General features: G+C 70.3%; 23 protein-coding genes. 8 read left to right on the top strand and 15 right to left on the bottom strand.

Annotated elements, in window-relative coordinates:
• Nucleotides 1–49: 49 nt before the first annotated feature.
• From ITJ50_RS08295 to ITJ50_RS08305, 3 genes are read right to left on the bottom strand one after another with little or no spacing between them, the layout of a single operon-like run.
• Nucleotides 50–931, bottom strand: coding sequence for a carbohydrate ABC transporter permease (locus ITJ50_RS08295; RefSeq protein ID WP_017886791.1), 882 nt, complete (start codon nt 929–931; stop codon nt 50–52).
• Nucleotides 931–1953: a carbohydrate ABC transporter permease gene (locus ITJ50_RS08300; protein WP_017886792.1), complete on the bottom strand. Its 1023-nt coding sequence runs from the start codon at nt 1951–1953 to the stop codon at nt 931–933. The genes ITJ50_RS08295 and ITJ50_RS08300 overlap by 1 nt, the downstream gene beginning before the upstream one ends.
• 2 nt (nt 1954–1955) lie before the next feature.
• The gene (locus tag ITJ50_RS08305; protein WP_017886793.1) at nt 1956–3251 is read right to left on the bottom strand and encodes an ABC transporter substrate-binding protein; all 1296 of its coding nucleotides are present in this window, start codon (nt 3249–3251) and stop codon (nt 1956–1958) included.
• A gap of 147 nt (nt 3252–3398) precedes the next feature.
• On the opposite strand from ITJ50_RS08305, the gene ITJ50_RS08310 reads away from it, so the two are divergent.
• Nucleotides 3399–4442, top strand: a complete 1044-nt coding sequence (locus ITJ50_RS08310) for a LacI family DNA-binding transcriptional regulator (protein WP_042537884.1) — start codon at nt 3399–3401, stop codon at nt 4440–4442.
• A gap of 13 nt (nt 4443–4455) precedes the next feature.
• Here ITJ50_RS08310 and ITJ50_RS08315 read toward each other — a convergent pair whose 3' ends face one another.
• Nucleotides 4456–5439, bottom strand: a complete 984-nt coding sequence (locus ITJ50_RS08315; RefSeq protein ID WP_159557455.1) for an AraC family transcriptional regulator — start codon at nt 5437–5439, stop codon at nt 4456–4458.
• A gap of 121 nt (nt 5440–5560) precedes the next feature.
• Between ITJ50_RS08315 and ITJ50_RS08320 the strand changes: the two genes are divergently transcribed.
• Nucleotides 5561–6007: a MarR family winged helix-turn-helix transcriptional regulator gene (locus tag ITJ50_RS08320; RefSeq protein ID WP_017886796.1), complete on the top strand. Its 447-nt coding sequence runs from the start codon at nt 5561–5563 to the stop codon at nt 6005–6007.
• A 95-nt stretch (nt 6008–6102) separates the two neighbouring features.
• On the opposite strand, the gene ITJ50_RS08325 is transcribed toward ITJ50_RS08320, so the two are convergent.
• The 4 genes from ITJ50_RS08325 to ITJ50_RS08340 all read right to left on the bottom strand — a co-directional run bounded on the left by ITJ50_RS08325 (nt 6103) and on the right by ITJ50_RS08340 (nt 10419).
• The gene (locus ITJ50_RS08325) at nt 6103–6951 is read right to left on the bottom strand and encodes a carbohydrate ABC transporter permease (RefSeq protein ID WP_027464448.1); all 849 of its coding nucleotides are present in this window, start codon (nt 6949–6951) and stop codon (nt 6103–6105) included.
• Nucleotides 6951–7919 carry a carbohydrate ABC transporter permease gene (locus ITJ50_RS17815; protein ID WP_175470757.1) on the bottom strand — a complete coding sequence of 323 codons (969 nt, stop codon included), beginning with the start codon at nt 7917–7919 and terminating at the stop codon, nt 6951–6953. The genes ITJ50_RS08325 and ITJ50_RS17815 overlap by 1 nt, the downstream gene beginning before the upstream one ends.
• Nucleotides 7916–9235 (bottom strand): ABC transporter substrate-binding protein, encoded by a 1320-nt coding sequence (locus ITJ50_RS08335; RefSeq protein ID WP_194590288.1) that lies wholly within the window; start codon nt 9233–9235, stop codon nt 7916–7918. The genes ITJ50_RS17815 and ITJ50_RS08335 overlap by 4 nt, the downstream gene beginning before the upstream one ends.
• A 167-nt stretch (nt 9236–9402) precedes the next feature.
• Complete coding sequence (locus ITJ50_RS08340; protein WP_175470758.1) at nt 9403–10419, bottom strand: LacI family DNA-binding transcriptional regulator; 1017 nt, start codon at nt 10417–10419, stop codon at nt 9403–9405.
• 153 nt (nt 10420–10572) lie between these two features.
• Here ITJ50_RS08340 and ITJ50_RS08345 point away from each other — a divergent pair, with 153 nt between their 5' ends.
• From ITJ50_RS08345 to ITJ50_RS08365, 5 genes are all read left to right on the top strand, one after another.
• Nucleotides 10573–11805 (top strand): sugar ABC transporter substrate-binding protein, encoded by a 1233-nt coding sequence (locus ITJ50_RS08345; protein WP_140448391.1) that lies wholly within the window; start codon nt 10573–10575, stop codon nt 11803–11805.
• A gap of 148 nt (nt 11806–11953) precedes the next feature.
• Complete coding sequence (locus ITJ50_RS08350) at nt 11954–12814, top strand: carbohydrate ABC transporter permease (protein WP_017886802.1); 861 nt, start codon at nt 11954–11956, stop codon at nt 12812–12814.
• Nucleotides 12811–13698: a carbohydrate ABC transporter permease gene (locus ITJ50_RS08355; RefSeq protein WP_017886803.1), complete on the top strand. Its 888-nt coding sequence runs from the start codon at nt 12811–12813 to the stop codon at nt 13696–13698. The genes ITJ50_RS08350 and ITJ50_RS08355 overlap by 4 nt, the downstream gene beginning before the upstream one ends.
• 49 nt (nt 13699–13747) lie before the next feature.
• Nucleotides 13748–14611 carry a ThuA domain-containing protein gene (locus tag ITJ50_RS08360; protein ID WP_017886804.1) on the top strand — a complete coding sequence of 288 codons (864 nt, stop codon included), beginning with the start codon at nt 13748–13750 and terminating at the stop codon, nt 14609–14611.
• Between the two features lie 5 nt (nt 14612–14616).
• Nucleotides 14617–15711 (top strand): Gfo/Idh/MocA family protein, encoded by a 1095-nt coding sequence (locus ITJ50_RS08365; protein WP_159558167.1) that lies wholly within the window; start codon nt 14617–14619, stop codon nt 15709–15711.
• Nucleotides 15712–15783: 72 nt separating this feature from the next.
• Here ITJ50_RS08365 and opgC read toward each other — a convergent pair whose 3' ends face one another.
• The 4 genes from opgC to ITJ50_RS08385 form a co-directional block, all read right to left on the bottom strand.
• Entirely contained in the window at nt 15784–18291 is a 2508-nt protein-coding gene (gene opgC, locus ITJ50_RS17820) for an OpgC domain-containing protein (RefSeq protein WP_194590289.1), read from the bottom strand.
• Nucleotides 18288–18698 (bottom strand): ATP-binding protein, encoded by a 411-nt coding sequence (locus ITJ50_RS08375; protein ID WP_017886807.1) that lies wholly within the window; start codon nt 18696–18698, stop codon nt 18288–18290. Before ITJ50_RS08375 ends, opgC begins: the two co-directional genes overlap by 4 nt.
• On the bottom strand, nt 18695–20767 hold the full coding sequence (locus ITJ50_RS08380; protein WP_017886808.1) for a glycosyltransferase: 2073 nt from the start codon (nt 20765–20767) through the stop codon (nt 18695–18697). Before ITJ50_RS08380 ends, ITJ50_RS08375 begins: the two co-directional genes overlap by 4 nt.
• A gap of 185 nt (nt 20768–20952) precedes the next feature.
• Nucleotides 20953–21738 carry a TetR/AcrR family transcriptional regulator gene (locus ITJ50_RS08385; RefSeq protein WP_194590290.1) on the bottom strand — a complete coding sequence of 262 codons (786 nt, stop codon included), beginning with the start codon at nt 21736–21738 and terminating at the stop codon, nt 20953–20955.
• Between the two features lie 125 nt (nt 21739–21863).
• On the opposite strand from ITJ50_RS08385, the gene ITJ50_RS08390 reads away from it, so the two are divergent.
• On the top strand, nt 21864–22787 hold the full coding sequence (locus ITJ50_RS08390) for an NAD-dependent epimerase/dehydratase family protein (RefSeq protein WP_228499437.1): 924 nt from the start codon (nt 21864–21866) through the stop codon (nt 22785–22787).
• A 70-nt stretch (nt 22788–22857) separates the two neighbouring features.
• Here the strand turns inward: ITJ50_RS08390 and ITJ50_RS08395 are convergent, their stop codons facing one another.
• The 3 genes from ITJ50_RS08395 to ITJ50_RS08405 form a co-directional block, all read right to left on the bottom strand.
• Entirely contained in the window at nt 22858–24195 is a 1338-nt protein-coding gene (locus ITJ50_RS08395; RefSeq protein WP_194590292.1) for a fibronectin type III domain-containing protein, read from the bottom strand.
• Nucleotides 24196–24511: 316 nt separating this feature from the next.
• Nucleotides 24512–26320, bottom strand: coding sequence for a DEAD/DEAH box helicase (locus ITJ50_RS08400; protein ID WP_017886812.1), 1809 nt, complete (start codon nt 26318–26320; stop codon nt 24512–24514).
• Between the two features lie 91 nt (nt 26321–26411).
• Nucleotides 26412–26876, bottom strand: coding sequence for a MarR family winged helix-turn-helix transcriptional regulator (locus ITJ50_RS08405; RefSeq protein WP_042537769.1), 465 nt, complete (start codon nt 26874–26876; stop codon nt 26412–26414).
• Nucleotides 26877–26914: the final 38 nt, after the last annotated feature.

Here is a 26914-nt window from a genome sequence, read left to right on the forward strand (position 1 = left end):
GCCTGGAGGCGCGGGTCGCGTCCGGCGGTCCGCGTCGCGTCGGTCGCGGTCACCCCTTCACCGCCCCGGTCAGGCCGCCGACGATGCGGCGCTGGAAGATCGTGAAGAACACGAGCGCCGGGATCATCGACATCGAGGTGAACGCGAGCACCTTGGCGGTGTCGACGGAGTACTGCGACGAGAACGACTGGACCCCGAGCGGCAGCGTGTAGGCGGCCTCGTTGTTCAGGATGAACAGCGGCAGGATGTAGCTGTTCCAGCTGGCGATGAACGCCAGGATGCCGACCGTGACGACGCCGGGCAGCGACAGCGGCACGACCATCCGGAAGAAGAACCCGAGACGGCTCGCCCCGTCGATCGACGCGGCCTCCTCGAGCTCGTCGGGGATGGCGCGCAGGAACGGCACCAGGATGATCACGGTGGTCGGCAGCGCGAACGCGATCTGCGGCAGGATCACGCCGGCCAGGCTGTTCGTCAGACCGAGGTCCTTGACGAGCAGGTACAGCGGGGTGATCGCGACGGTGATCGGGAACATCAGGCCCGCGGCGAACAGGGCGTAGAGCGCCCCGCGGCCGGCGAACCGGTAGCGGGCGAGCACGAAGCTCACCATCAGCCCGAGCACGACGACCCCGAGGGTGGTCGTGACGGCGCTGATCGTCGAGTTGCCGAGCTGCTGCCAGAAGATGCCGCTCGACAGCACGGAGCCGTAGTTGCCGAACTCGAACGGTGCCGGCAGCCCGGCGGGGCTCGTGGTGATCTGTGAGTTGGTCCGGAAGCCGCCCAGCACGATGTAGAGCACGGGTGCCAGGTTGGCGGCGACGAACAGGATCGCGACGACGTAGGTCAGCGGGTTGGCGCGTCCGATCGCGGCACTGGACCGGCGCTCCCGCACGGCCCGGCGCCCGGGGGCGACGATGCTCGTGGTGGCCATCAGTTCTTCCTCTCGGTGAGTGCACCCGCGGTGTCACGGCGGAGTACGAAGCGCTGGTAGATCAGGGCGACCACGAGCGAGATCACGAACATCACGACCGCGACGGCGCTGCCGAAGCCGAAGTTGCCCGAGGTCCGGCCGTTGGCGACCATGTACGTCGCCATCGTCGAGGTACCCGCGGTCGAGGCGATGTACTGGCCCCAGATGATGTAGACGAGGTCGAACAGCTGCAGCGAGCCGATGATCGACAGGAACGCCCAGATGCGGATGGTCGGTCCGAGGAGCGGCAGGGTGATGCGCCGCTGGATCTGCCAGTAGCCGGCACCGTCGATGGCGGCGGCCTCGAACAGTTCCTCGGGGATGCTCTGCAGGCCGGCGAGGAACAGGATCACCGCGAAGCCGATGTACTTCCACGAGATGATCACGAGCAGCGTCCAGATGGCGATGTCGGGGTTCGACAGCCAGTCCGCACGGAGTCCGCCCAGGCCGATGCTCTGGAACAGGTCGTTCACGGCGCCGTTCGACTGGAGCATGAGGCTCCACCCGGTGCCGACGATCACCTCGGAGATGACGTACGGCACGAAGACGAGCACGCGGACGAGCCCGCGGCCGTGCATCTTCTGGTTGAGCAGCAGGGCGAGCACGATCGCGATCGGCCCCTGCAGCACCAGCGAGAGCACGACGATGAAGCCGTTGTGCATCAGGACCGCGTGGAACGCCTTGTCCTGGAAGATGATCAGGTAGTTCTGCAGCCCGACGAAGTCGGTGGGCGGGCCGTAGCCCTGCCACTTGAAGAACCCGTAGTAGGCGGCGAGGCCCACGGGCAGGATCACGAACGTGACGAAGACGATGACCGCGGGTCCGGCGAGGACCGCGATCTCGACGCGCTTCCGCCAGTCCGCGATGCGGCGCGTGGTCCGCCGACCGGCGGGGAGCGGCGAACCGCTCCCCGCCGGGGACGTCCCCGCGGCCGTGTCCGACCCGGTGGCCGGAGTCGTACCGAGCGAGGTGTCGAGGGCCATGCTCAGCCCTTGGCCGCAGCCTGGTTGGTGGTCTCGACGATGTCCTTCGCGTCACCCTTGCCGGCCAGCAGGTCGACGACGCTGGTGTTCAGCGCGTTGCCGACGTTCTGGCCGTACAGGGTGTCCAGGTACTGCGAGACGAACGGGGCGTCCTGGTAGGCGGCCAGGGCCGACTTCAGGTAGTCCGAGTCGACGACCGACTGGGCGTCCTTGTTCACCGGGATGGCGTTGAAGGCCTTGTAGTACGCCTCCTGGTTGTCCTTCTGCACGATGAAGTTCAGGAAGTCGGTGCACGCCTTCTTCGGGGCCTGTGCGGAGCAGGAGTTGCCGTCGACACCACCCATCATCGACTTCGGGTCACCCTTGCCACCGTCGGTCGCGGGGAACGGGAACCAGCCGAGGTCGGGCAGCGGCTTGGCGTCCGGCGTCAGCGATGCGATCACGCCCGGGTCCCACGCACCCATGAGCTCCATGGCCGCCTTGTGGTTGGCGAGGAGACCGGCGGAGCTGCCGGCACCCTGCTGTGCCGCGGTGGTCAGGAAGCCGTTGTTGAAGGGCTTGGTGGCGTTGAAGTCCTCGAGCTGCTCGCCGGCCTTCGTCCAGCAGGCGTTGTCGAACTTCAGGGACTTCGCCGCGTCCTCGAGCGTCTTCTGGCTGCACTCGCGGAGTGCGAAGTTGTAGTACCAGTGGGCGGCCGGCCAGGCGTCCTTCGCGCCGACGGCGACCGGGTCGATGTCCTTGGCCTTGAGCTTCGTGATCGCGTCGTTCAGCTCGTCCATGGTCGTGGGCGTGCCCTCGATGCCGGCTTCCTTGAACAGGTCCTTCGAGTACCAGATGCCCTCGGGGAGCACCGCGCCGGGCATGGCGTAGGTCTTGCCGTCCTTCTCGTAGCCGGCGAACGTGCCCGCGCTGATGGACTTCTTCGCGTCGGCGCTGATGGAGTCGGAGATATCCATGAGCTGCCCGGCGGCGATCATGGCGTCCATCTTGCCGCCGCCACGCTGCAGGAACACGTCGGGGGCGTCGCCGGAGTTGAGGGCGGTCTGGAGCTTGCCGTCCAGGTCCTCGTTCTGGATCGCCTGGGTCTTGATGGTGACGTTCGGGTACTTCTCCTCGAACGCCTTGACCGTCGAGGCCCAGTAGGCCTTGCCCGGTCCTGTCGTCGAGTTGTGCCAGAAGGTCATCGTGACCTTCCCGCCGTCCTCGGAGGCATCGCTGCCCGCCGAGCACCCGCTGGCCACCAGTGCGGTCGCCCCGATCAGCGCGATGGCTGCCGCGGCACGGATCTTCCTCGTCATCGTGGAACTCCTGAAGTGTCGTCGTTGACATGGCGCGACATCGACTGCCGCTGCGGAGAGCATGCCTGCTGCTCGGGGGCGGTGTCAATCGATATCGATAACGTTTTCTTAACCGATCGCAGGGTGTCGCAGCGGTACGGTGTGCACATGGACTCGGCACTCGGCGCGCGTCCCGGTGCCGGCCGGGTGACGATCGGCGACGTGGCACGAGCGGCCGGGGTCTCGATCCCGACGGTCTCCAAGGTGATCAACCAGCGCGACGGTGTCGCCGCCGCCACCATGCTCCGCGTGCAGCAGGTGGTCGAGGACCTGGGGTACGAGACCTCGCTGGTCGCCCGGAGCCTGCGCAGTTCGCGGACCGGGGTCGTCGGCATCCTGGTGCCCGAGTTCGAGCCGTTCTCGACCGAGCTGCTCCGAGGCATCTCGCGGGCGGCCACCGGCACCGGCTACGAACTGCTCGCCTACGCCGGCCTGATGACCGGCGCCGACCGACCCGGCTGGGAACGCCGGTCGCTGTCCCGACTGTCCGGCACCCTGATCGACGGCGCGATCGTGGTCACCCCGACCACGGCCCTGTCGAGCTCCTCGATCCCCGTCGTGGCGATCGACCCCCACACCGGGCCGGAGGGCCACGCCACCGTCGACGCCGACAACGAAGCCGGAGCCGTCCAGGCCGTCGAGCACCTGCTCGCGCTCGGGCACACCCGCATCGCGCACCTGCAGGGTCGCGCCGACCTGGCGTCCGCCCAGCTCCGTGCCGCCGGCTACCGTTCCGCCCTGACCGCCGCCGGCATCACCGTCGACGAGTGCCTGCTGCGCGACGGCGGCTACCAGGAGGACCAGTCCGCGGCCGTCACCCGGGAACTCCTGGCCCTCGACGACCGCCCCACCGCGGTGTTCGCGGCGAACGACTCGTCGGCGATCGGTGTGCTCCGCGCCGCGGCCGAGGTCGGGCTCCGCGTTCCCCAGGACCTGTCCGTCGTGGGCTTCGACGACGTGCCGCAGGCCTCCACCACGACCCCGCCGCTCACCACGGTGTCGCAGCCGCTCGACGAGCTCGGGTCGCACGCCGTGCAGATGCTCCTGACCATGCTCCGTGGCGAGCCGACCACGGACCACGTCCGGCTCCCCACGACCCTGCGGGTGCGGGCGAGCACCGGCCCGGCGCCGCGACCCACGGCAGGCCGCTGAGCACCCGTCGTCGTCAGCGGCGCAGGGTCTGCTTCGGGTACTCGCCGAACCGGGCCGCGTACGCCGCCGAGAACCGGCCGAGGTGGGCGAACCCCCACCGTCGGGCGACGTCACCGACGACCCCGGCCTGCGGGTCGAGCTCGAGCAGTTCGCCGCGGACCCGGTCGAGCCGGACCTCGCGCAGGTAGGTCAGCGGCGACACGTCGAAGACCCGGCGGAACGACTCCTGCACCGACCGCACGCTCAGGCCGGCGACCTCGGACAGCTCCTGGACGGTGACCGGCTCGGCGGCATGGGCGTGGATGTACTCCACCGCGGCCCGCAGCCGGGCGTTCCGGGGGAGACCGAGCACCGCGGGCAGGTCGTCGGCCTGCGGCGGGAACGTGTCCAGGAACGCGGTGGCGGCCGACCGCTTGGCCTCGTGCCACGCGTCGGAGTCGGGCCCCTCGGCTCGCAGGGCACGCGACAACGCCACGAGCGCCTCCTGCCAGCGCTCCGCGGTGTCGGGCTCCGGTACCCGGGTCGGGTCGAACCGCAGCGGCGCCGTCTCGACCTCCAGGTGCTCGTACGCGACGCGGTGCACGTAGTCACGCCCGAAGTGCACCAGCCGCTGGTCGTGGTCCTCGGCCGTGAACACGAAGTCGTCCTCGGGCGGCAGGAGCACGGGGACGTCGCGGCGCAGCTGCATCCGCGCACGCCCGGAGTCGAGCGACGCGGTGCCGCTCGTGATCCACGTCACGACGTAGTCCGCCCCGACGGGCACCGAGCCACGCACGGCACCGCGGAGCCGCGAACGCCGGATGCTCACCTCGGAGTCGCCGACGGCCGTGTACCGGTACGAGAAGTCGTCGTCGATGCGCCGGACGGACCACCGATCGGCACCGTGGACGGCGGCGAGGTCGCGCTCGGCGGCGTAGGGGTCCCCGCCGGCGACCTCGAACCGCACCGGTTCGCCGGCCCGGTCGGCACCCTGCGGGTCCGGGACGGGGTCAGCCACGGCGCCCTGCTCCCGACGCCGCCACCCGGACCGTTCCACGAACCGCGCTATGTGGATACGCTGGGGTGGTGACTGCGGCGTATCGTGACCCGGACGAGACCCGTGCAGAGGGGGCGCTGTCGTGAGCGATGTCGACCTCGACGCAGCGCTGACCCGGCTCGAGGCCGCGGTCTCCGAACTCCGCGGGCGGCTGCGCGACGAACTCGGCGTCTCCGGCGGCGACCTGACGCTGCTGCAGTTCGTGTCCCGCGCCGAAGCAGCGGGCCGGACCGTGCGCGTGAAGGACCTGTCGAAGCACCTGGGACTCACCGGCCCGGCGGTCACCGGCATGGTGGACCGACTCGAGCACAGCGGACACCTCAGTCGCGTCCCGAACCCCGACGACGGCCGGAGCCGGTACATCGAGCTGACCGATGCCGCCCGCCGCGACTACACGCGCGCGATGGACGGCACGAACAAGCACCTGCACGACCTGATGGCCTCCTTCTCGGAACGGGAGCGGGCCAGGTTCGTGCGGATCATCGACCGCATCGTCGCAGCCGTCGATCTCGGCGCACCGAGCCCCTGACGGCAGGGTACGGGCGGTCAGCGCGACGCTCGGACGAATGTCCAGCATGCGCAGCTAGGTAAGTTCTCTACCTATCTCCGCATGCCGGACACCCGTCACCCCTTGACGGCGCCGGAGGTCAGACCGGACACGATCGAGCGGCGGAACACGAGCACCAGGATCACGATCGGCACCGTGGCGGCCACGCTCGCGGCGAAGATCTGCGCGAACGGCACCGTGAACTGCGTCCCGAAGAGCGCGATGCCGACCGGGATCGTCCGGAACGAGTTCTCGCTGTTGAAGGTCAGCGCCATCAGGAACTCGCTCCACGATGCCGTGAAGGTGAAGACGCCGACCGTGAACAGGCCCGGCTTGGCCATCGGCAGGATCACGCTCAGCACGGTGCGCCACGCCCCGGCCCCGTCGATCTCGGACGCCTCCTCGATCGTCGACGGGATCCCCTGCAGGTAGTTCCGCATGATCCAGATGGCGAACGGCAGGTTGAACGCGACGTACGGCACGATCAGACCCGGGTACGAGTTGAGCAGCCCGAGGTTGCGTTCGAGCAGGTACAGCGGCGTCAGCACCGCGATCGCCGGGAACACCGACAGCATGAGCAACGAGGTCATGATCGCCGTGCGGCCCCGGATGAACCGGCCGGCCAGCGCGTACCCGGCCAGGAACGCCAGCGCGAGCACGATCACCGTGGTCGACACCGACACGATGACGCTGTTCACCATGTACTGGCCGAGCGCGTTGTCACGGAAGGCCACCACGAAGTTGTCGAAGGTGAACGACTGCGGCCACACGGTGGGCGGCGACTGCCCGATCTCGGACGCCGGCTTGAGCGACGTCGTGACGAGCCAGTACAGCGGCAGTGCCGTGAGCACCGCGATGACGACACCGCTGACGTTCACGGTGTTGACCCACTTCCGCCAGCCCTTGCGCACACGTTGACGGGGCATCAGTCGTCCCCTCCCTTCGCCTGGTTCCGGAACGCCCGGAGGAACAGCAGACACCCGGCCGCGACGATGATCGCGGTCGAGGTCGCGATCGCGGCGCCCGGACCGATGTTGATGTCCTGGAAGAGCACCTTGTAGCCCATGATCGCGAGCGACTGGGTGGCGGTGCCCGGTCCGCCGTTCGTCAGCACGAACGGCAGGTCGAAGACGCCGAACGCCTGCAGGATGCGGAACAGCACCGCGATCGTCAGGGTCGGGGTGAGCTGCGGCAGCACCACACGCCAGAACGTCTGCCAGGTGCTCGCCCCGTCGAGCTCGGCGGCCTCGTAGTGGTCCTCGGAGATCTGCACCAGCCCGGCGAGCAGGATGATCGCGACGAACGGCGTCGTCTTCCAGATGTCCGCGACCATCAGCCCGGTGATCGCGGGCACCGGTTCACCGAGGATCACCGGGGCGTCCCCGAACAGACCGAAGAACCACGTCGCGACGCCGTAGGTGCTGTCGTAGATGTACTTCCACAGCTGCGCGTTGACGATGGTGACGAGCGACCACGGGATGAGCATGAGCGCGAGCATCCAGCCGCGGGTGGCCCCGAGCCGCTCGAGCACCAGCGCGACGAGCATGCCGAGCACGAGCTCGACCGAGACCGTCACCACCGTGTAGAGCACCGTGAACCCGAGCGCCCGGTACCAGTCGGCGCTCTGCAGCAGGGCCGCGTAGTTGTCGAACCCGAACGACTGGATGGTGAAGCCCTCGTAGCCGACCTCGACGTCCGCGAAGCTCAGGACGACCGAGTACACGACCGGGAAGATCGTGACCGCGGCGACCACCAGGAGCGCCGGGGCCGCGAAGCCCCACGCACCCCGCGAGCGGATGCGGTCGAGACGCGACCGCCCCGTCGGCCGGGGCGGCGGATCGACGCGCCCCGTGCCTCCAGGCCGTGCCGGCCGTGTCGCGGTGCCGGCGCTCACAGCGCTGCTCCCTGCAGCGCCAGCGAGATGGCGGAGGCCATCGCACTGGTGCCGCCGTCGACGGACGCCTGCCCACCGAGGATGCTGTTGCCGTTCTGGTAGATGCCCTGCGACACCTTCGGGTAGTAGGCGGTCGAGGTCGGGCGGGGCACGAGCGTGATGCCCGCCGCCGTGTCGTAGGTGGGACGCTCCTGGCGCTTCGCGTCCTCGCTGACGAGCGAGGCGCTCCGCGCCGGCAGGACGCCGCCCTCGCGGGTCAGGAACTGCTGCGCGGTCTCGCTCGACATCCAGCGCGCGAACGTCAGTGCCGCCGCGGGCTCCTGCGTGTGCGGGTTGATGTAGTTCCCCCACCCGCCGATCGTCGAGTGGTGCTCGTCCATGCCGTCGAACGTCGGCCGGGCGGCCAGACCCACCTTGCCGGCGACCCGGCTGTCCGGACCGTTCGCGATCCCCCACGCGTACGACCAGTTGCGGAGGAACGCCGCACGGCCGCCAGAGAACGCGTCGTTGGTGTCCTGCTCCTGGTACGTCAGGGTGGCCCGCGGCGACGCCCCCTCGGTGATCAGTGAGCGCATGAACTCGAAGGCGCGCTTCGTCTCGGAGCTCGTCGTCTCGGGCTTGGTCAGGTCGTCGTTGAGCAACGACCCACCAGCATCCGCGACGAACTCGGTGACGTTGCAGGTCAGCCCCTCGTACACGTCGCCCTGGAACGCGAACCCGTAGCTGACGTCACCGGTGTCGACGAGCTTCGCGGCGGTCTCGCGCACTGCCTCCCACGACGCCGGCACCTGCAGGGAGTGCTTCGCGAGCAGGTCCTTCCGGTACAGGAAGAACGACTCGTCGATGTACAGCGGGAACATGTAGTACGTGCCGTCGACGCTCGCCGCGAGCCGGAGCCCCTCGGGGAACTGGTCGAAGAAGTCCTCACCGACGAGCTGGTTCACCGGGGTCGCGAGCTTGTTCTTCGCGAACTGCCCGGGCCACGCGACGTCACCCAGGTAGACGTCCGGCGTGCTGCTGCCCGCCGCGATCTGGGTCGTCAGGCTGGTGCGGTTCGTGTCGGTGTCGCTCGGGGCACTGACGATCCGGACCCGGATGTTCGGGTGCTCCTTCTGGAACTCCGCGATGAGCCGACGACGCAGGTCACCCCCGTCCTTCGAGGCGACCTGGCCGGCCCACCAGCTGATCGTCGCCTCGCCCTCGGGCGGTTCGGTGGGCCAGTCCTCGACCCGCGTGCGCTCGGGTCGGGTGGAGCAGCCGGCGAGCAGCAGCACCCCCGCTCCCCCGAGCATGAACGTCCTCCGGTCGATGGCCATCCGTCCTCCTCGACGTGTGGTGCTGCGAACCTGTGCATCCACACAACCAGGCGGAGCCTGGGCTGTCCGCAGGGATCTGTCGCTTTCGCTGGTGGCTCCGTGGGGCCGGGGGCGACGGCCTGGAGGCGCGTGGCAGGGACGACCCGCGCCTCCGGACCGGCGGGTGGTCAGGCCGGGGCGGGGGCCGTGGACTCGGCGATCCGCAGCGTGCACGGCAGCAGGAAGTGCGGCAGGTCCTCCGAGGTGCCGTCGAGCTGCTCGATGAGGGCGTCGGCGGCCCGCACGCCGAGCTCCGGGCCGGGGGCGACCATCGTCGACAGCCGCGGGTAGTGCTGGTCCGCGTTCGCCTCGGACGACGCGATGCTGAGCACCGAGACGTCCTCGGGGACCCGCCGCCCGGCGGTGTACAGCCCGACCAGGACGCCGGCGGACGAGTCGTCCTTCATCACGAGCACGGCGGTGACGTCGGGGTCCGCCGCGAGCAGGTCACTCGCGGCCTGCCGGCCGCCGTCACTGCCGGGCCCCGCCGTGACGATCGTCCCGGTCAGTCCGCGCTCGACCATCGCCTGCCGGAACGTCGACTCGACGCGCAGGTGCGGTGCGTAGCCGGCCATCGGGGTGCCCTCGAGGTCCTCGAGGACGAGCCCGAACCGCCGGTGCCCGAGGGCCTGGAGGTGGTCGAGGCTGTCCTCGATCGTCGTCTCGAAGTCGATGTCGACGAAGGGCAGCCCGCTGCTGTCGCGGGTCCGGCCGATCAGGGTGAACGGCACGTCGAGGTCGGTGAGGACGGCGACGCGGGGGTCGTCCATCCGCACCTCCATCAGGATGACGCCGTCCACGAGTCCGCCCGACACGAGGTCGTCCAGGTCGTCGCCGGCGGGGTCCACGGGCCAGAGCACGAGGTGGTACCCCCGCTCGGACGCACGCTCCGCCGCGCTCATGAAGAACTGCGAGGTGGTCGGGCTGAAGCGGTTGCCGGTGGTCGGGAACAGCAGCGCGATGATCCGGGTGCGTCGGCTCGCGAGCGCACGGGCGACGACGTTGCCACGGAACTTCAGCTCGCGCATCGCGGTCCGCACCCGCGCCGTGGTTCCGGGGGTCACGTACTTCGTCCCGTTCACCACGAAGGACACGGTGGCGATCGAGACCCCCGCCCGATCGGCGACCTGCTGCATCGTGGCCATGCCGCTGATCCTAGCGCTCGCCGTGTCAGAAAAGCGCTTTACAGGTGAAGCGCTTATCTGTTAGCTTCTCGCCCCAGGAGCACAGCGACGATGACGTCAGCGGCCTCGTCGATGCGTGCCTGTCCCAGCATCCGTCAAGAGAAGAGCTCTGCAATGAAGCAAAGATTCCCCTCCCAGTCGCGCCGGACCCGCGCCCTCGTCGGCGCCGTCGCCGTGCTCGCCACGGTCCCCCTGGTCCTGTCCGGGTGCTCCGGCTCCGGATCGGCCTCGTCGGGCGGCAGCAAGGCCCTGACGATCGAGGACTACTACGACGCGAACTACAACCCGGTCTACAAGCAGTGCGCCAAGGAAGTCGGCGCGACGGTCACGATCAACCACGTCGCCGGCGCCGGCCTGATCTCGAAGGTGCTGCAGCAGGCGTCGTCGAAGACGCTGCCCGACGTCCTCATGCTCGACAACCCCGACGTGCAGCAGATCGCGTCGTCTGGTGCGCTGTCCGACCTGTCGGCCTACGGGCTCGACGCCGACGGCGACGTCCCCGGCGTGAAGGCGGCGAGCACCTACAAGGGCAAGCTCTACGGCCTGCAGTCGAACACGAACTCCATCGCGCTCTACTACAACAAGAAGCTGCTGGCGGACGCCGGTGTCCAGCCGCCCAAGACGTGGGACGAGCTCAAGGCCGCCGCGAAGCAGCTCACCAAGGGTTCGACCTACGGCTTCGCGATGAGCAACATCAACACGTACGAGGGCACCTGGCAGTTCCTGCCGTTCTTCTGGTCGAACGGTGGTGACGAGAAGGACATCGCCACCGCGGACGCCACCCAGGCCCTGCAGCTCGTCGAGGACCTGCAGGACGACGGCTCGATGTCCAAGAGCTCGATCAACTGGGCCCAGGCGGACGTCAACAACCAGTTCCTGGCCGGCAAGGCCGCGATGATGATCAACGGCCCCTGGCAGCTGCCGGCGCTCAACGAGAAGAAGAGCCTCGAGTTCGACAGCGTCCCGATCCCGACACGCACCGGCGAGGCCACGGTCGCACCGCTCGGCGGCGAGGCGTTCACCGTCCCGCAGACCGGTGACAAGGACAAGATGCAGCTCGCCGGCAAGTTCGTCGGCTGCCTGCACACGCAGAAGATGCAGAAGGCCCTGTCCGAGGTGAGCGGCAACGTGCCGACGAACCTCGAGGCCGGCGCCGCGTGGGCGAAGGACCACCCGCAGGTCGCGTCCTTCGTGACCACGGTGCAGACCGCCCGCGCTCGCACCGGTGAGCTCGGACCCGACTGGCCCAAGGCCGCCACGAAGATCTACACCGCCGTCCAGCTCGCCCTCACCGGCAAGGCCAGCCCCGAGGCAGCGCTCAAGCAGGCGCAGTCCCAAGAGCAGTAGTCCACGGGGAGCCGGCCGACCGGTCGGCTCCCTCCGGCGACTAGGAAAGGACCCCGGCGTGAGCGCCTCGACACAGACACGACCACGGACGATCCCGCCCGTGACGACACCCCGACCCGGGCAACGACGAGCCCGGTTCCGATCCGGCGTGACCCGATGGCTCTTCGTGGTGCCAGCGGCGGTCTTCGTGGCCGTCTTCTTCGGCTACCCGGTGGTGAAGAACATCGTCATGTCCTTCCAGGACTACACGACGGCGACATTCTTCACCGGCGAGGCCCCCTGGGTGGGACTCGCCAACTACATCTCGGTGTTCCAGAGCTCGGTGTTCACGACGAGCCTCGTGAACACCGCGCTGTTCACGGCGGGCTCGATCATCCTGCAGTTCGTCATCGGGCTGAGCCTGGCGCTGTTCTTCCGCCGGCACTTCCCGCTGTCGGGCTTCCTGCGGGGACTGCTGCTCCTGCCGTGGCTGCTGCCGCTCATCGCGTCCAGCGCGGTGTGGAAGTGGCTGCTCGACCAGGACAGCGGCGCGCTCAACCAGCTCCTCGGTGTGGTCGGCATCGCCCCCGTGCCGTGGCTGGTCAGCCCGAGCCTGGCGCTCATCGCCGTGATCGGCGTCAACGTCTGGCTCGGCATCCCGTTCAACACGACGATCCTGTACAGCGGTCTGCAGTCCGTGCCGCCGGAACTCTACGAGGCCGGCTCGCTCGACGGCGCCACCGGGTTCAAGGCGTTCTGGTACATCACCTGGCCGAGCATCCGGTCGGTGGTCAGCGTCGTGATCGTGCTCGGGGTCGTCTACACGTTGAAGGTCGTGGACATCATCCTCGGCCTGACCGGCGGCGGCCCGGCCAACTCGACCCAGACCCTGGCCACGAACGCCTACCACCAGTCGTTCATCAACTTCCAGTTCGGCATCGGAGCCGCGGTCAGCAACGTGCTCATCGTCGTCTCGTTCGTCTTCGCGATGGTCTACATCGCGATCTCACGGAAGGCGGTCGACGAATGAGCGTCGGACTCGCGAACCAGACCGTCACCGCCACCCGCGCGATCACCACCAAGAGCGCCCGTGCCCCCCGGCCACGCGGTTCGGCGAAGGGGATCCCGTTCACGATCCTCGGCTGCGTGTTCCTCGCGATCATGGTGTTCCCCGTCTACTGGATGGTGAACACCAGCCTGCAGGCGACGTCCGGGGCCGCCACGGCCACGTGGTTCCCGTTCTCCCCCACCTTCGCCGGCTACCAGGCCGCGTTCGCCCAGCAGGGGCAGAACTTCGTCTCGAGCATGATCATCGGACTCGGCACCGTCCTGCTGACGCTCGCCATCGCGACACCGGCCGCGTACGGGCTCGCACGGTTCCGGATGCGCGGCGGCCGGGTGTTCCTGCTCGTGCTGCTGATCACGCAGATGATCCCGGCGATCGTCATCGCGAACGCGCTGTACACGCTGTTCAACAACATCGGGCTGCTCAACAGCTACGTCGGGCTGATCCTGGCCGACAGCGCGGTCCAGGTGCCCTTCGCCATCCTGCTCATGCGGGCGTTCATGGAGTCGATCCCACCGAGCCTGGTCGAGGCGGCACTCGTCGACGGCGCCAGCGACTTCCGGGCGTTCGTGTCGATCGTCGTGCCGATCAGCCGGAACGCCATCGTCACCGCGGCGCTCTTCACGTTCCTCGGCGCGTGGGGCGACTTCCTCATCGCACTGACCCTGACGTCGACGACCGCGGTCCGACCGATCACGCTCGGCATCTACAACTACATCGGCTCGAACGTCACCGACTGGGGTCCCGTCATGGCGACCTCGGTGCTGGCGTCCCTGCCCGCCGCCGTCCTGCTGATCTTCGCGCAGAAGTACATCTCCGCCGGTGCCCTCGGCGGTGCCGTCAAGTGACGGCACCGGACCGAAGCCGCCACGCATCCCAGCCAGAAAGGCACACACCATGACCACCACCCCGCTCCGCATCACCGTCTGGGGCGAGAACGTCCACGAGCAGGTCGAGCAGCACGTCGCCGAGCGGTACCCCGACGGCATGCACGGCGCGATCGCGGACGGCATCCGCGAGCACCTGCCCGAGGCCGTCGTCCGGACCGCCACCATGCAGGAACCGGAGCACGGCCTCACCGACGAGGTCCTGGCGGACACCGACGTGCTCACCTGGTGGGGGCACGCCGCACACCAGGACGTCGACGACGCCGTGGTCGACCGGGTGCACCGGCACGTGCTCTCCGGCATGGGGCTGCTCGTGCTGCACTCCGGCCACTGGTCGAAGATCTTCGGCAAGCTCATGGGCACCACCTGCACCCTGCGGTGGCGCAGCGAGCACGACCAGGAGCTCGTCTGGACCGTCAACCCCCAGCACCCGATCACCCGCGGGGTGCCGAACCCGATCGTCATCCCCGAGCAGGAGATGTACGGCGAGTACTTCGACGTCCCGACGCCCGACGAGCTCGTGTTCATCTCGGGCTTCACGGGCGGCGAGGTGTTCCGGAGCGGCATGACGTACCGCCGCGGCCTGGGGAAGATCTTCTACTTCTCCCCCGGTGACCAGGACTTCCCCGTCTACCACCACCCGGACGTCCGCCGGGTGATCGCGAACGGCGCCGAGTGGGCACGGCCGGAGCGCGAGCGCGAGATGCCGACGCTCCGCCGCTACGACCTGGGCGAGTACTTCGACGGGCAGCACTACCGCGGCCCGTTCGACGACGCCGAGCCGGAGACGGCCGCCCCGGCGGCCGCCGAGCCCGCGGTCACCGAGCCGGCAGCCAGTGCGCCCGCTGCCGAGCGCGACGGGGCGCAGGCGTGAGCCCCTTGCGCGTCCTGCAGATCGGCGCCGGCGGGATGGGGCGGGCCTGGCTCGCCACCGTCGCCGCCGACCCAGAGGTCGAGCTGGTCGGCATCGTCGACCTCGACCTCGACGCCGCGCGTGCCGGCGCCGCACACGCCGGCGACCCGTCGATCCCGGTCGGCACGGACCTGACCACGCTGGCCGCCGAGACCGGGGCCGAGGCCGTGCTCGACATCACCGTGCCGGTCGCGCACCACCCGGTCACCATGCAGGCGCTCCGTGCCGGGCTCCCCGTGCTCGGCGAGAAGCCCGCCGCGCAGACCGTCGCCGAGGCGCTGTCGCTCGCGGCAGCCGCCGAGGCCACCGGCAAGCTGTTCATGGTGTCGCAGTCCCGCCGCTACAACGACCAGCTCGTCGCGTTCCGGCAGCACGTCCGCGACCTCGGTGTCGTGGGCGGGCTGAGCACCCGGTTCGCGAAGGCACCGCACTTCGGTGGCTTCCGCGAGGAGATGGACGACGTCCTGCTGCTCGACATGGCCATCCACGCCTTCGACTCGGCGCGGTACGTGCTCGAGCGCGATCCGGTGTCGGTGTACTGCGAGTCGTGGAACCCGTCGTGGTCCTGGTACCGGGGCGACGCGGCCGCCGCCGCCGTCTTCACGTTCGAGGACGACGTCCGCTACGTCTACGACGGCTCCTGGTGTGCGCCGGGTGCGGAGACCTCGTGGAACGGCGACTGGCGCGCCTCCGGAGCCGCCGGCACGGCACTCTGGGACGGCGACCACGACCCGTCGAGCGACCTCGACGGCACACCGGGGTCCCCGGTCACGGCACCGTCGGTGGGACACGAGATCGCCGGGTCGCTGGCGTCCTTCGTCCGGGCCGTCCGCTCCGGCGAGGTGCCGGACGGCGAGGTGCACGGCAACGTCATGAGCCTCACGATGGTCGACGCCGCGATCACGTCGGCGCGCAGCGGGCGCCGGGTCGTCATCGACGAGGTGCTCGAGCAGGCACACCGGGACGCCCTGGCCGCCGAGCAGGACGACGCGGTCCGCGACCGCCTGGCGGCGTGGCAGTCGGTCCGTGGCGCGCTCCGTGCGCGCCTGCCCGCGTCCTGAGACGCGACCGCAGGACGGACGGGAGGCCCGTGGCGACACCGCCACGGGCCTCCCGTCCGTAGGAGCGCGCGATCAGCGCGGGATGACGGAGAACAGGAACTTCTTGCGGACCATGTACCAGGCCAGCAGGATCAGCGCCGTGTGCACCACGAACCCGATCCAGAAGTCGCCCCACGGCACACCGGGGATCGACGCGATCGCCAGGGCGAAGAACACCTGCCAGACGAACACGTACAGGCTCGCCTGCCCGAGCGGGATCCAGAGCCAGCCGATGGCGGCGGCGATGGGCTTCCAGAACACCGTGAGGATCGCGTAGGACACGACCGCGAAGAACGCGATGTCCGCCAGGCGGCCCCACTGCAGGTCCACCCGCTGGTACGCCGTGTTGTACAGCGACTGGTACATCTCGGCCGGGAACGGCACCGGGGTGAACCCGAAGTGGTCACCGGCCCAGACGTAGACCAGGAACGCCGCGTACCCGCCGACCGCGATGCCGACCAGGACCTTGCCGAGACGCCCGGTGAGCGCGCCGACGATCTGCCGCCGGTAGTACCCGAGCACGAGCCCGTGGGTGAACACGACCTGCCAGGTGAACAGGGGGAACACCGCCTCGAACTGCGAGTTCAGCGGGCGGAAGTCCGGGTTGAGCGCCTGGAACACGTAGAGCGCCCAGCTGGCGGCGAGGAGCGCCCACCAGAACCCGCGGCGGATCACCCAGATGAACGCCGGGATGAACAGGCTCAGCACCACGAACAGCCCCATGATGTTGAACGGCCACGGCCCCATCTCGAGCAGCAGGAACTGCCGGATCGCGTACCAGGGCGGCGGGTACGCGAGCAGCTGCATGACGTTCGGGTACAGGTCGTAGACGCGTCCCTCGGCGTCGACCCCACCGAGGCCGGTGCCCCGGTCGGTGAAGGTCGTGATGGCGTCGGTGTTCAGGAACGGCACGAAGCTCAGCACGAACACGACGGCGATCACCACGAGCGTGACGACGTACTGCTTGCGTGCGCGCTTCCACGCCCCGATCGCCGCAGCCCACTCGCCGAACTTCTTCACGGCGAACGGGTACGTCATGCCGAGCACCATGCCGGACAGGAACACGAACATCTCGGCGCCGGTGATCGCCCCGACGGCGTGCAGCGTCAGGTACGAGTACGGTCCGCCGATCTCGATGTGGGTGATCACCACGGCGAGGATGATGAACCCGCGGAACAGGTCGAGGCGCAGGTCACGGCCGGGCTTGCCGTCGTCGGGGTAGCGCCAGCTCGGCAGCAGCCGCCCGAAGACCCCGCTCAGCAGGAAGACGATCGCCAGGCCCGCGGCCAGCCAGACGATCCACGCCATCTGGTCGCCGCCGGTCTCGTACTCCTGCGAGATCGCGGCGTTGCCCTGCTGCACGGTGACGCGGTCGGTGACCGGTCCGAAGGCGAAGTCCCCGGACCGCTCGAGGTCGGCGCGGAAGGCCTTCGCGACGTCCGGGTCCGCGGTGAGTCGCCAGTCGGCCACGCGGTTGCCGGCTTCGGGCTCGCGGCGCTCCGCCTCGAGCACGGTCATGCCCCGGATCAGCGGACGCTCCGGCACGGCGGCGAGCACCTGCCGCCACCAGCTCCGCTTGACCTGGAGCTCGGCGTCGCCCTGCAGCTCCCGGTTGTACAGGGCTCCGGTGTCGAGCAGCATCGGGCGGTCGTCGGCCACCGCGAACCGGTCGTAGAACGTCTCCGACTGGGGTTGGTCGTAGCCCCAGTCCTCGTCGAACCGCGACTCGACCTCACCGCTGCGGGTGAGTGGCACGGCACGACCGGCGGCCTCGGTCGGGTCGCCCTTGCCGTACGAGAACATCGACAGCCCGACCCAGTCGACGGCCTCGGCCCCCGGCCAGTAGGGGCCGTACGGGTCGTCGGCACCGGTGAGCTGTCCGTCGCCGTTGGTGTCCGCCTTCGCGACGTCGATCACCGACAGGTCCCGCAGCCGCCCGGCGGACTCGCCGAACGGGTAGCCGGCACCGTACCCCGGGGACCACACCATGAGCGCGTCCGACGCGCCCGCGTGCACGGTCGTGGCGAGCGCCCGGAACGCCCGGACGAACTCGGTCGGCTGCTGCCCCCACCGGACCCACGTGCCGTTCATCTGCGGTGCGAACCGGACGAGCACCTGGGTGTCGTACTGGTCGTGCAGGTCCTCGAACACGGAGTTGACGGCGCGTGCGTCCCCGGCGTCGAGCGACCGCAGCCTGCGGTCGGGTTCGAGGCTCACGACGAGCACCGCACCCTGGGTCGCCGCCGCGCGCGCCGACCGGAGGAGTTCCTGCTTGGCCGGGCCGTCGAGCGGGTAGTCGACGGAGACGCCGTACATCGACGGCGTCGCGCCGAGCCGTCCCTCGTAGCCCTCGGGCGAGTCACTCGCCCAGTCGAGGTCGGGGCCGAACCACGTCGAGCCCCCCGCCGGCTCGACGGCGGCGGCCCGCTGCACGGGTGACGCCGACGCCGCGGACGCCGCGGACGCGGGCAGCGCACCACCGAGCAGGAGCGTGGCGATCGTGACGAGGAGGGCGAGGGCGCGGGCCACCTGCTGCTTCACCGGTCGCACGCGAGGATCCAGACGTTGTGGCCGGACTCGTGCCGGTGCTCGAGCCGGTCGAGCGCGGCGATCGCGAGCGCCAGCCCACGCCCGCTCTCCTGCTCGACGTCGGCCATGGTGACGGCGCTCAGGTCGATGTCGACGGGCATCCCGTTGTCGGTCAGCACCGCGGTCAGGGCCTGGTCGGTGGCCTGGAGGCGCACGGAGTACCGGCGCCCGGTCCCCCGGTCGGCGCGGACGGTGTGCTCGACGATGTTCGCGGCGACCTCGGCCAGGGCGGTCTCGAGTGCGAAGCGGAGCCGCACGTCGTCGATGCCGAGCCCGTCCCACCACGCGGCGAAGCGGTCCTGCACCTCGTTGAGGGAGTCGGGCGTCGCGGCGACCTCGAACGTGGTCTCGGTGCTCACAGGGGCCCTCCGGCGGTGCTCGACTCGTGTTCGGACTGTGCGGGGGTGGCCGGGCCGCGGTACCGGACCGCGCGGATGACGATGCTGAAGATGAACAGGTCGAAGACGACCCACGCGGTGTTGACGAGCGGCGCGATCCCCTCGGCCTGACCGGTCAGGTACCGGATGACGATCATCACCAGGGCGGCGACCAGGGCACCCATCGCCCAGAGCTGCGGCTTGACCAGGTCCCACCGCGGCTTCTGCTCGGTCTCGTCGCGCACCTTCGGGGTGACGCGGAACCCGAGCGGCTTGCCCCGGAAGACGTTCTGGAAGGCGCTGGTCACCGACTCGATCCAGATCGGGAACAGGGCGAGCGAGTACTGCTGCCCGCGCCAGGTCGGTCTGCCGGCGGCCACCACCCAGAACAGCAGCTGGTTGCACACCAGGAACGGGATGAGCCGGGCGAAGAAGTCGACGCTGTAGGCCTGCACGGGCACGACCCCGAACGACAGGCAGAGCACCGGCGCCGCGATGTAGACGATCGCGGCGAACCCCGACAGGTAGCTCCACATCGTCGAGAAGTACATGAGCCGCTGCCCCCACGACAGCCCCTTCTGCACCAGGGGGTTCTCACGGAAGAACACCTGCATGGTGCCCTGCGCCCAGCGCAGTCGCTGCACGAGCATCGTCGGCAGGTCCTCGGGGGCCAGGCCAGTCGCCAGGATCTCGTCGTGGTACGCCGACTTCCAGCCGAGGCCGTGCAGGCGCATCGCGGTGGCCATGTCCTCGGTCACCGAGATCGTCGCCAGCGGCATGATCGGCTGGGCCTCGTCGTCACGGTTGACGTCGAGGGCACGGGCGAGCACGGCGATCGACTCGATGGCGGCGACCGGCGAGGCCTCGCGCCGCCCGAGCACGTCGAGGGCGGCGTCGTCGAGTCCGGCGAAGGTGTTCGCGTCGGTGGACATCGCCGCGAGCTCCTGCAGGTCGTTCCGCACCGATTCGAGGTCGGCGGCGGCGAACCGGAACGCGATGGCGTCGATCCCCCGCTGGAACGCGTAGGTCACGTCGCCCAGGGGTTCGCCGGACCGGACCTGCTCGCGTGCGCGGTCGACCACGCCCTCGGCGTCGTCGAGGGCATCGAGCACGCGCGGGTCGGTCTCGGTCTCGCGGGAACGGGCGAGGAGCTTGCGCGAGGTGGCGAGGGTGCGCTGCACGGACGCCTCGACCTCGGCCACGTAGCGCGAGATGCCGAGCTGCATGAGTGCCTCACGCCGCAGGATCGCGTTCGACCCGCAGAAGAACGCGGCGTTCCAGCCATCCTTCGACTGCTGGATCGGGCCGTAGAAGAGCGGCGCCTGGCTGCCGAGGGGGTCGGCAGCGGGGACGTTCTCGAACCACTGCGGCGTCTGCACGAGCGCCATCTGCGGGTCCTTGAAGTAGCCGAGGGTGCGGTCGAGGATCGCCGGGTCCGGCACCTGGTCGGCGTCGAGGATGAGCAGGAACTCGCCCTGGGTCGCGAGCAGGGCGTTGTTGAGGTTGCCGGCCTTCGCGTGCCGTGGCCGGTCCACCCAGTCGGCGCCGCGCGTGATGACGCCGATGCCGAGCGCTTCGGCCGCCGCGCGCATCTCGGGGCGGTTGCCGTCGTCGAGGATCCAGGTGGTGTGCGGGTGCGTGATCGCCTTCGCCGCGCGGGCGGTGCGCTCCACCAGGTCGACCGGCTCGTTGTAGGTCGTGATGAAGACGTCGACGGTGACGTCGGTGGACGGCTTCGCCGGCGGTTCGCCGCGCTCCCGGAGCCGCCAGGCCCCGAGCGCGAAGAGCAGCGAGTCGATGACGCTGTAGGTCTCGGCGAGGATCAGCGGCACCGCGATCCACCACGAGTGCCAGTTCACCGAGGCCGCCCAGCGCCACACGATGTAGTTCACCCCGGCGAGGGACGCCAGGAGCGCCACGGTCCGCACGGTGACCAGGCGCCGGCGGGCCGTTCCGGTGGTGAGTCGGCGGCGGTCCTGTCGGCTGACGTCGAGCGCGGTCACCGGGTCGCCCCGACCGTGGTGCCGTCGCACGTGCTGCGTCGCAAGCATGCCTCCTGATCCGCGGGCCCCGGCCGCAGCGCACGCCCGAGAGTGGTTCCGTCCGGCAGCTGACCCGGGGGCCACCGTGCCGGTCGTCCGCTTCGGTCGTCGGGCACGACCTGGGCGTGACGACCTGTCTACCGCACGGGTGGGGAGTCTGTCAGGTTGCTCACCCGATCTGGGGACACGGCGTCTCAGAAGACGGCGGTGAACCCCAGGTCGTCGGCCAGGCGTGCGATGACCTGGTCGAAGTACGCCGCACCGTCGGACACGGACCCCACGAAGTGCCCGAAGAGCTCGAACGAGATCGTCCCGAACACCGTCGTCCAGGCCATCAGCGTCCGGACCAGGACCTCGTCGGGCAGGGTGATGCCGAACGAGCGCAGGGTGGCGACCCCGTCCGCGACGGCGGGACCGGCCACCCCGGGAGCCGCCGTGGGCGCAGTGGGTGATCCGGGCCTCCCGGCCGTCCCCGGCGTCGACGTGACGGGCGAGCCCGACGTACCCGATCCGCCCGACGCACCCGACGCACCGGGCGCACCGGAGCCGACGGCGTCCGCGACCACGCGCACCAGGGCGAGCGTCGTCCGTGTCGCGGGTGCGACCGTCTCGCGCGGCGCGGCGTAGCCCGGTACCGGCGAGCCGAAGAGCAACGCGAAGTCCCCCGGGTGCGCGATCGACCAGTCACGGATCGCCCGGCACATCGCGACCCAGCGCGCCCCGGCATCGGGTCCGGCTGCCGCACCGGCGGCCTCGACCGCGGCACCGAGCTCGTCGTAGTCGGTGATGAGCAGGGCGGTCAGCAGGTCGTCGCGGCTCGGGAAGTACCGGTACACGGCTGACGAGACCATCCCGACGTCACGGGCGACGGCACGCAGGCTCAGGGCCGCCGGACCTTCGTCGGTCAGACGGGTGCGTGCCGCGGCCAGGATGTCGGCCGTGACCGTCTGCCGTGCGAGCGCTCGGGCGGTGGGTGCCATCCGTCGATCCTGGCACGAGAGAGCAGCGCACACAAAGGAGAGCAGTGCTCTTGCTTTTCCCCGCAGGAGCGGTCATGCTCGCTTCCGAGAGCACTGCTCTCGCATCGACCAGGAAGCAGGAGACCATGTCCCACCACATCGTGATCGGCGCCGGCCCGGTCGGCCGCCACGTCGCCGGACTCGTGAACGCCCGGGGCGACCGCGTCACCGTCGTCTCCCGCTCCGGGCGCAGCACCGGCGTCGCCGGGGTCGAGCACCTCGCGCTCGACGCCTCCGACGCCGACGCGCTCACCCGCGCCGCCGAGGGAGCGGCCGTCCTGTACAACTGCGCGAACCCCGGCGACTACACGCAGTGGGAACGCACCTGGCCCCCGCTCGCCGCAGCGCTGCTCACCGCGGCCGAACGGACCGGTGCGACGTACGCCATCACCGGGAACCTGTACCCGTACGGCCCGGTCGACGGACACATGCGCGCCGGACTGCCCGACGCGGCCACGGACCGCAAGGGCGTGCTCCGGGCGCGGATGTGGGCCGACGCCCTCGCCGCGCACGACGCGGGCCGGATCCGCGCCGTCGAGGTCCGCGCCTCGGACTACCTGGGGCCCGGGATCGGCGCGAACGGGCACGTCACGCGCGTGCTGCCGGCGGCACTGCGGGGCCGGGCGGTGTGGATGGTCGGCCGCACAGACCTGCCGCACACCTTCACCGACGTGCTCGACGTCGCCCGGACCCTCGTGGCCGCCGCCGAGGACGAGAGCGCCCACGGCCGCACGTGGATGGTGCCGAGCAACGCACCGCGAACGCAGCGCCAGGCCCTCACCGACGTCCTCGCGGCGACGGGGAAGCCCGCGGTGCCGGTACGCCGGATGCCCGCGGCCCTGTTCCGCGTCGGCGGGCTCGTGTCGCCGATGATGCGCGAGCTGGCCGACCTGACCTACCAGTGGACCGCGCCGTACGTGGTCGACGACGCCGAGAGCCGCACCCGCTTCGGCATCGAGCCGACCCCGTGGGACGAGGTGTGCCGCCGCACGGCCGCCGGCGTGGCCTGACCGCGAGCCACACACGGAAGGGGGTAGGACGCTCCATTGCGTCCCACCCCCTTCCGCCTCGCACCGCCGGTCAGATCACCAGCAGCCTCGAGTACTGCGCCACGTCGAGCTGCTGCGCAGCTCCACCCGCGGCGGGGACCTTCCACAGCCCGACCGAGGGGCCGCTCTCGATCGAGACGAACACGTCCCCGTCGGCGGAGGCGGCACCCAGGTGCTCGCCACGCGACCCGGCGGTCAGCCCGGTCACCGGCACGGTCGACGTCCCGCCGCTGCCCACCACGAGCTTGTCCGGGATGCCGCGGTCGATCGTGCACCCGCCCGGCCGGTACTCCGACGGGGCGGGGCAGAACTGCGCCGACTGCAGGAGCGAGAAGCCATCGGCGTTCGCGGCGGCGTAGTCGAACGCGTACCGCGGTTCGATCTTCGTCAGTTCGGTCGCCCCGGGCTTGAGCTGGTACCAGATCCACGACCCGGCGGCACCGGTCGATCGGATGTCGACGTAGACGTTGCCCTGCGAGTCCGCGAGCACACCGGCGGGGTAGCCGACGATCATGCCGCTCGGCCCGGTGAACGTGCGGGGTGCGATGCCGGTGCCCTTGACGTACGGCTGGCTGACCGTTCCGCCGAGCACGACGACCTTGCCGTCCGGGGTGACCGTCCAGAAACGCTGATCGCTCCCGACGGCTTTGCCACCCAGGTCGAGCACGGTCTTCTGGGTCGAGGTGCCGACCGGCAACTGCTGCACCGCACCGGTCACCGAGTCCACCCAGTACAGGTTGCCCTCGGCATCGGAGCGCAGGTCCGGGGTCAGGTGCAGGCCGGACGCGATGATCGAGATCCCGCCGCCGTCGGCCGGGTGCAGCAGGATCGAAGTGCCGTCCGCCGTCGGGGTGAACACGTCACCGTCGGCATTCGCGGCGAAGCCCTCGACGTCCCTCGCGACGACGGTCTTCGCACCGCTGCCGGAGTCCGCGAACCGCACGACGTCACCGTTGCCGTCGAGCCCGAACAGCGACTGCGTCGTCTCCGGCTCGGGTGCGGGTGGTGCCGTCCAGCGCAGCGTGATCGTGCGGCCGGTCCCCCGGTGTCCGAGGGCACGGAGCGAGAACCGGTACGTGGTCGCGGGCGAGAGCTCGTCGAAGCGGTCGGAGCGGGCACGCGGGTGGAGTCGGTCGGCCTGACGGTCGTGCCGGTTCGCGACGGCGGCGACCGCGACCTTCCAGCCCGTCACCTTCGCGCCGTGCTTCGGGCCACGCCACGTCAGCGTGGCGCTGTCCGCGTCGCCGGTGACGCGGACGGCGGTCGGCGCTCCCGGCACCGACGACCAGGAGGTGTGCGCCGTCGCAGGCGCCACACCTCCGAAGACGAGCGCCGCGGCGGCGACCGCGGTGATGAGTGCTCGGTACACGATGTTCCCCTGCCTTCTCCGCGGCTCCCTGCGTCACGGCTCCGGGTATCACAGCACCGTGCCGACCGCAGGGGAACGGTTGCGGGCGGGATGTGCGGTTCCCCGCACCGCAAGATGCCGCCTGGTACCCCCGCACACGCCGTCGTGTTCCCGAGACGCCGCGGAATCCGGCGGCGTCTCGCCGACTCGGCGGCGTGGAAGCGACACGACGGCGTCTCGCGGGCCCGGAACGCGCACCGACGACGGACGGGAGGCACGGTGCCAGCTGGCACCGTGCCTCCCGTCCACAGGGGTCGCGTCTCGGACGCGGCGCGTCTCAGTAGCGCGGCTTGCGCTCCGGACGCTCGTCGCGGTCGTCACGGCGTCCGCCACCACGGCGATCCGCACGGATCTCGATGAGCTTGCCGCTGATCCGGGTGTCGGTCAGGCGGTCGAGCACACCGGGGTCCATGTCGGCCGGCAGCTCGACGATCGAGAAGTCCGGACGGATCTGGATCGCACCGAAGTCGTCGCGGCGCAGGCCGCCTTCGTTGGCCAGCGCACCGACGATCTGGCGCGGCTCGACGCGGTGACGACGGCCGACCTCGATGCGGTACGGGGACATCGGCTGCGAACGGCGCGGGGCGCGGTCGCCACGGTCGCGGTCGCCGCCACGGTCGTCGCGGGCACCGCGGTCGTTGCGGCCGCCGCGGTCGTCGCGGGCACCACGGTCGTCGCGCTCGCTGCGGCGGGCGTCACGCTCCATCTGCGAGCGGAGCGCGTCGTCGGCTGCGGTGAGCAGCAGCGGCGAGTCACCCTGCGCCACGACGGCCAGGGCGGCAGCGACGTCGTCCGACGGGACGTCGTGGTGCTCGACGTAGTGCGCGATGACGTCGCGGAACGCCGCGATCCGGCCCTGGTCCTCGAGCGCCGCGGTGATGGCGTCGTCGAAGCGGGTCAGGCGCGTCTCGTTGACGTCGTCGATGGTCGGCAGCTGCATCTGCGTGAGCGGCTGCTTGGTGTGGCGCTCGATCGCGGCGAGCAGGCGACGCTCACGCGGGGTGACGAAGCTGATCGAGTCACCCGAGCGGCCGGCACGACCGGTACGACCGATGCGGTGCACGTAGGACTCGATGTCGACGGGGATGTCGAAGTTCACGACGTGCGTGATGCGGTCGACGTCGAGACCACGGGCGGCGACGTCGGTGGCGACCAGGATGTCGAGCTTGCCCGACTTCAGCTGGTTGACCGTGCGCTCGCGCTGGGCCTGGGCGACGTCACCGCTGATCGCGGCGGCGGCGTACCCGCGGGCACGGAGCTTCTCGGCCAGGGTCTCGGTCTCGCTCTTGGTGCGGACGAAGATGATCATGCCCTCGAAGTCCTCGACCTCGAGGATGCGGGTGAGCGCATCGACCTTCTGCGGGTACGAGACCATCAGGTAGCGCTGCGTGATGTTCGCGGCGGTCTTCGTCTTGGTCTTGACGGTGATCTCGGCCGGGTCGGTCAGGTACTGCTGCGAGATGCGGCGGATCTGCGCGGGCATCGTCGCCGAGAAGAGGGCGACCTGCTTGTCGTCCGGGGTGTCGGCGAGGATCGTCTCGACGTCCTCGGCGAAGCCCATCTTGAGCATCTCGTCGGCCTCGTCGAGGACCAGGTACTTCAGCTCGGACAGGTCGAGCGTGCCCTTCGCCAGGTGGTCCATGATGCGGCCGGGGGTGCCGACGATGACGTCGACGCCACGGCGCAGGGCGGAGAGCTGCACGCCGTAGGCCTGGCCGCCGTAGACGGGCAGGACGTGGACGTTCTTCATGTGGGACGCGAACTGCTCGAACGCTTCGCACACCTGCAGGGCGAGCTCGCGCGTCGGGGACAGCACGAGCGCCTGGGGCTTCTTGCTGCCGGACTCCATGCGGGACAGGATCGGCAGCGCGAAGGCGGCGGTCTTGCCGGTTCCGGTCTGCGCCAGGCCGACGACGTCGCGCCCGGCGAGGAGGGTGGGGATGGTGGCTTCCTGGATGGCGGAAGGGGTCTCGTAGCCGATGTCCTTGACGGCCTTGAGCACAGCGTCGCTCAGGCCGAGATCGGCGAACGTCACCACGGGCCCGTCGTCGAGGGTCTCAGTGGTGGGGGTGGTGTCCGTGCTCATACCACCAACGGTATCTCGAATGCGCGCTCCGCAGGGACGGGAGGCCCGTGGCGGCGCCGCCACGGGCCTCCTGTCCGTCCCCTCGGTCACGTCAGGAGCGCGTGGTGCCGATCCCCAGGACCGTGTCGGCACGGTCGTTCAGCCGCGTCAGCATCTCGGCGAGCGCGCGCAGCTCGTCCGAGGCGAACTCCCCCGTCAGGTCGTCGAAGACCTCGGCACCGGCCGCGTCCAGCTCGTCGAGCAGCCGCCGGCCGGCGGGGGCGAGCGTGACGAGCGTGGCGCGGCCGTCCGCGGGATCGGGTGACCCGATCAGGTGCTCGGCCTCGATCAGCGAGGCCACCCGCCGGCTGATCACCGGGCGGGACAACCCCGTCGCGTCGGCGATCGCGGTCGCCCGGACGGGGCCGTGGCCGGCGACGGCACGCAGGATCACGCGGGCGGTCGGGTCGAGCCCGCCGCGCGACTCGATGAGCGAGGAGCGCAGGGTCTGCCGGACCCACAGCCGGTCGAGCTGGGATCGCAGGAGTCGCTCTGCGGCACGCCGGTCGTCGGTCACGCGCCCAGCGTAGCGGGCACATTTAGTTGCTTGCCGGA

It is taken from the genome of Curtobacterium sp. VKM Ac-2889 (assembly GCF_015350855.1).
Classification (GTDB): domain Bacteria; phylum Actinomycetota; class Actinomycetes; order Actinomycetales; family Microbacteriaceae; genus Curtobacterium; species Curtobacterium poinsettiae.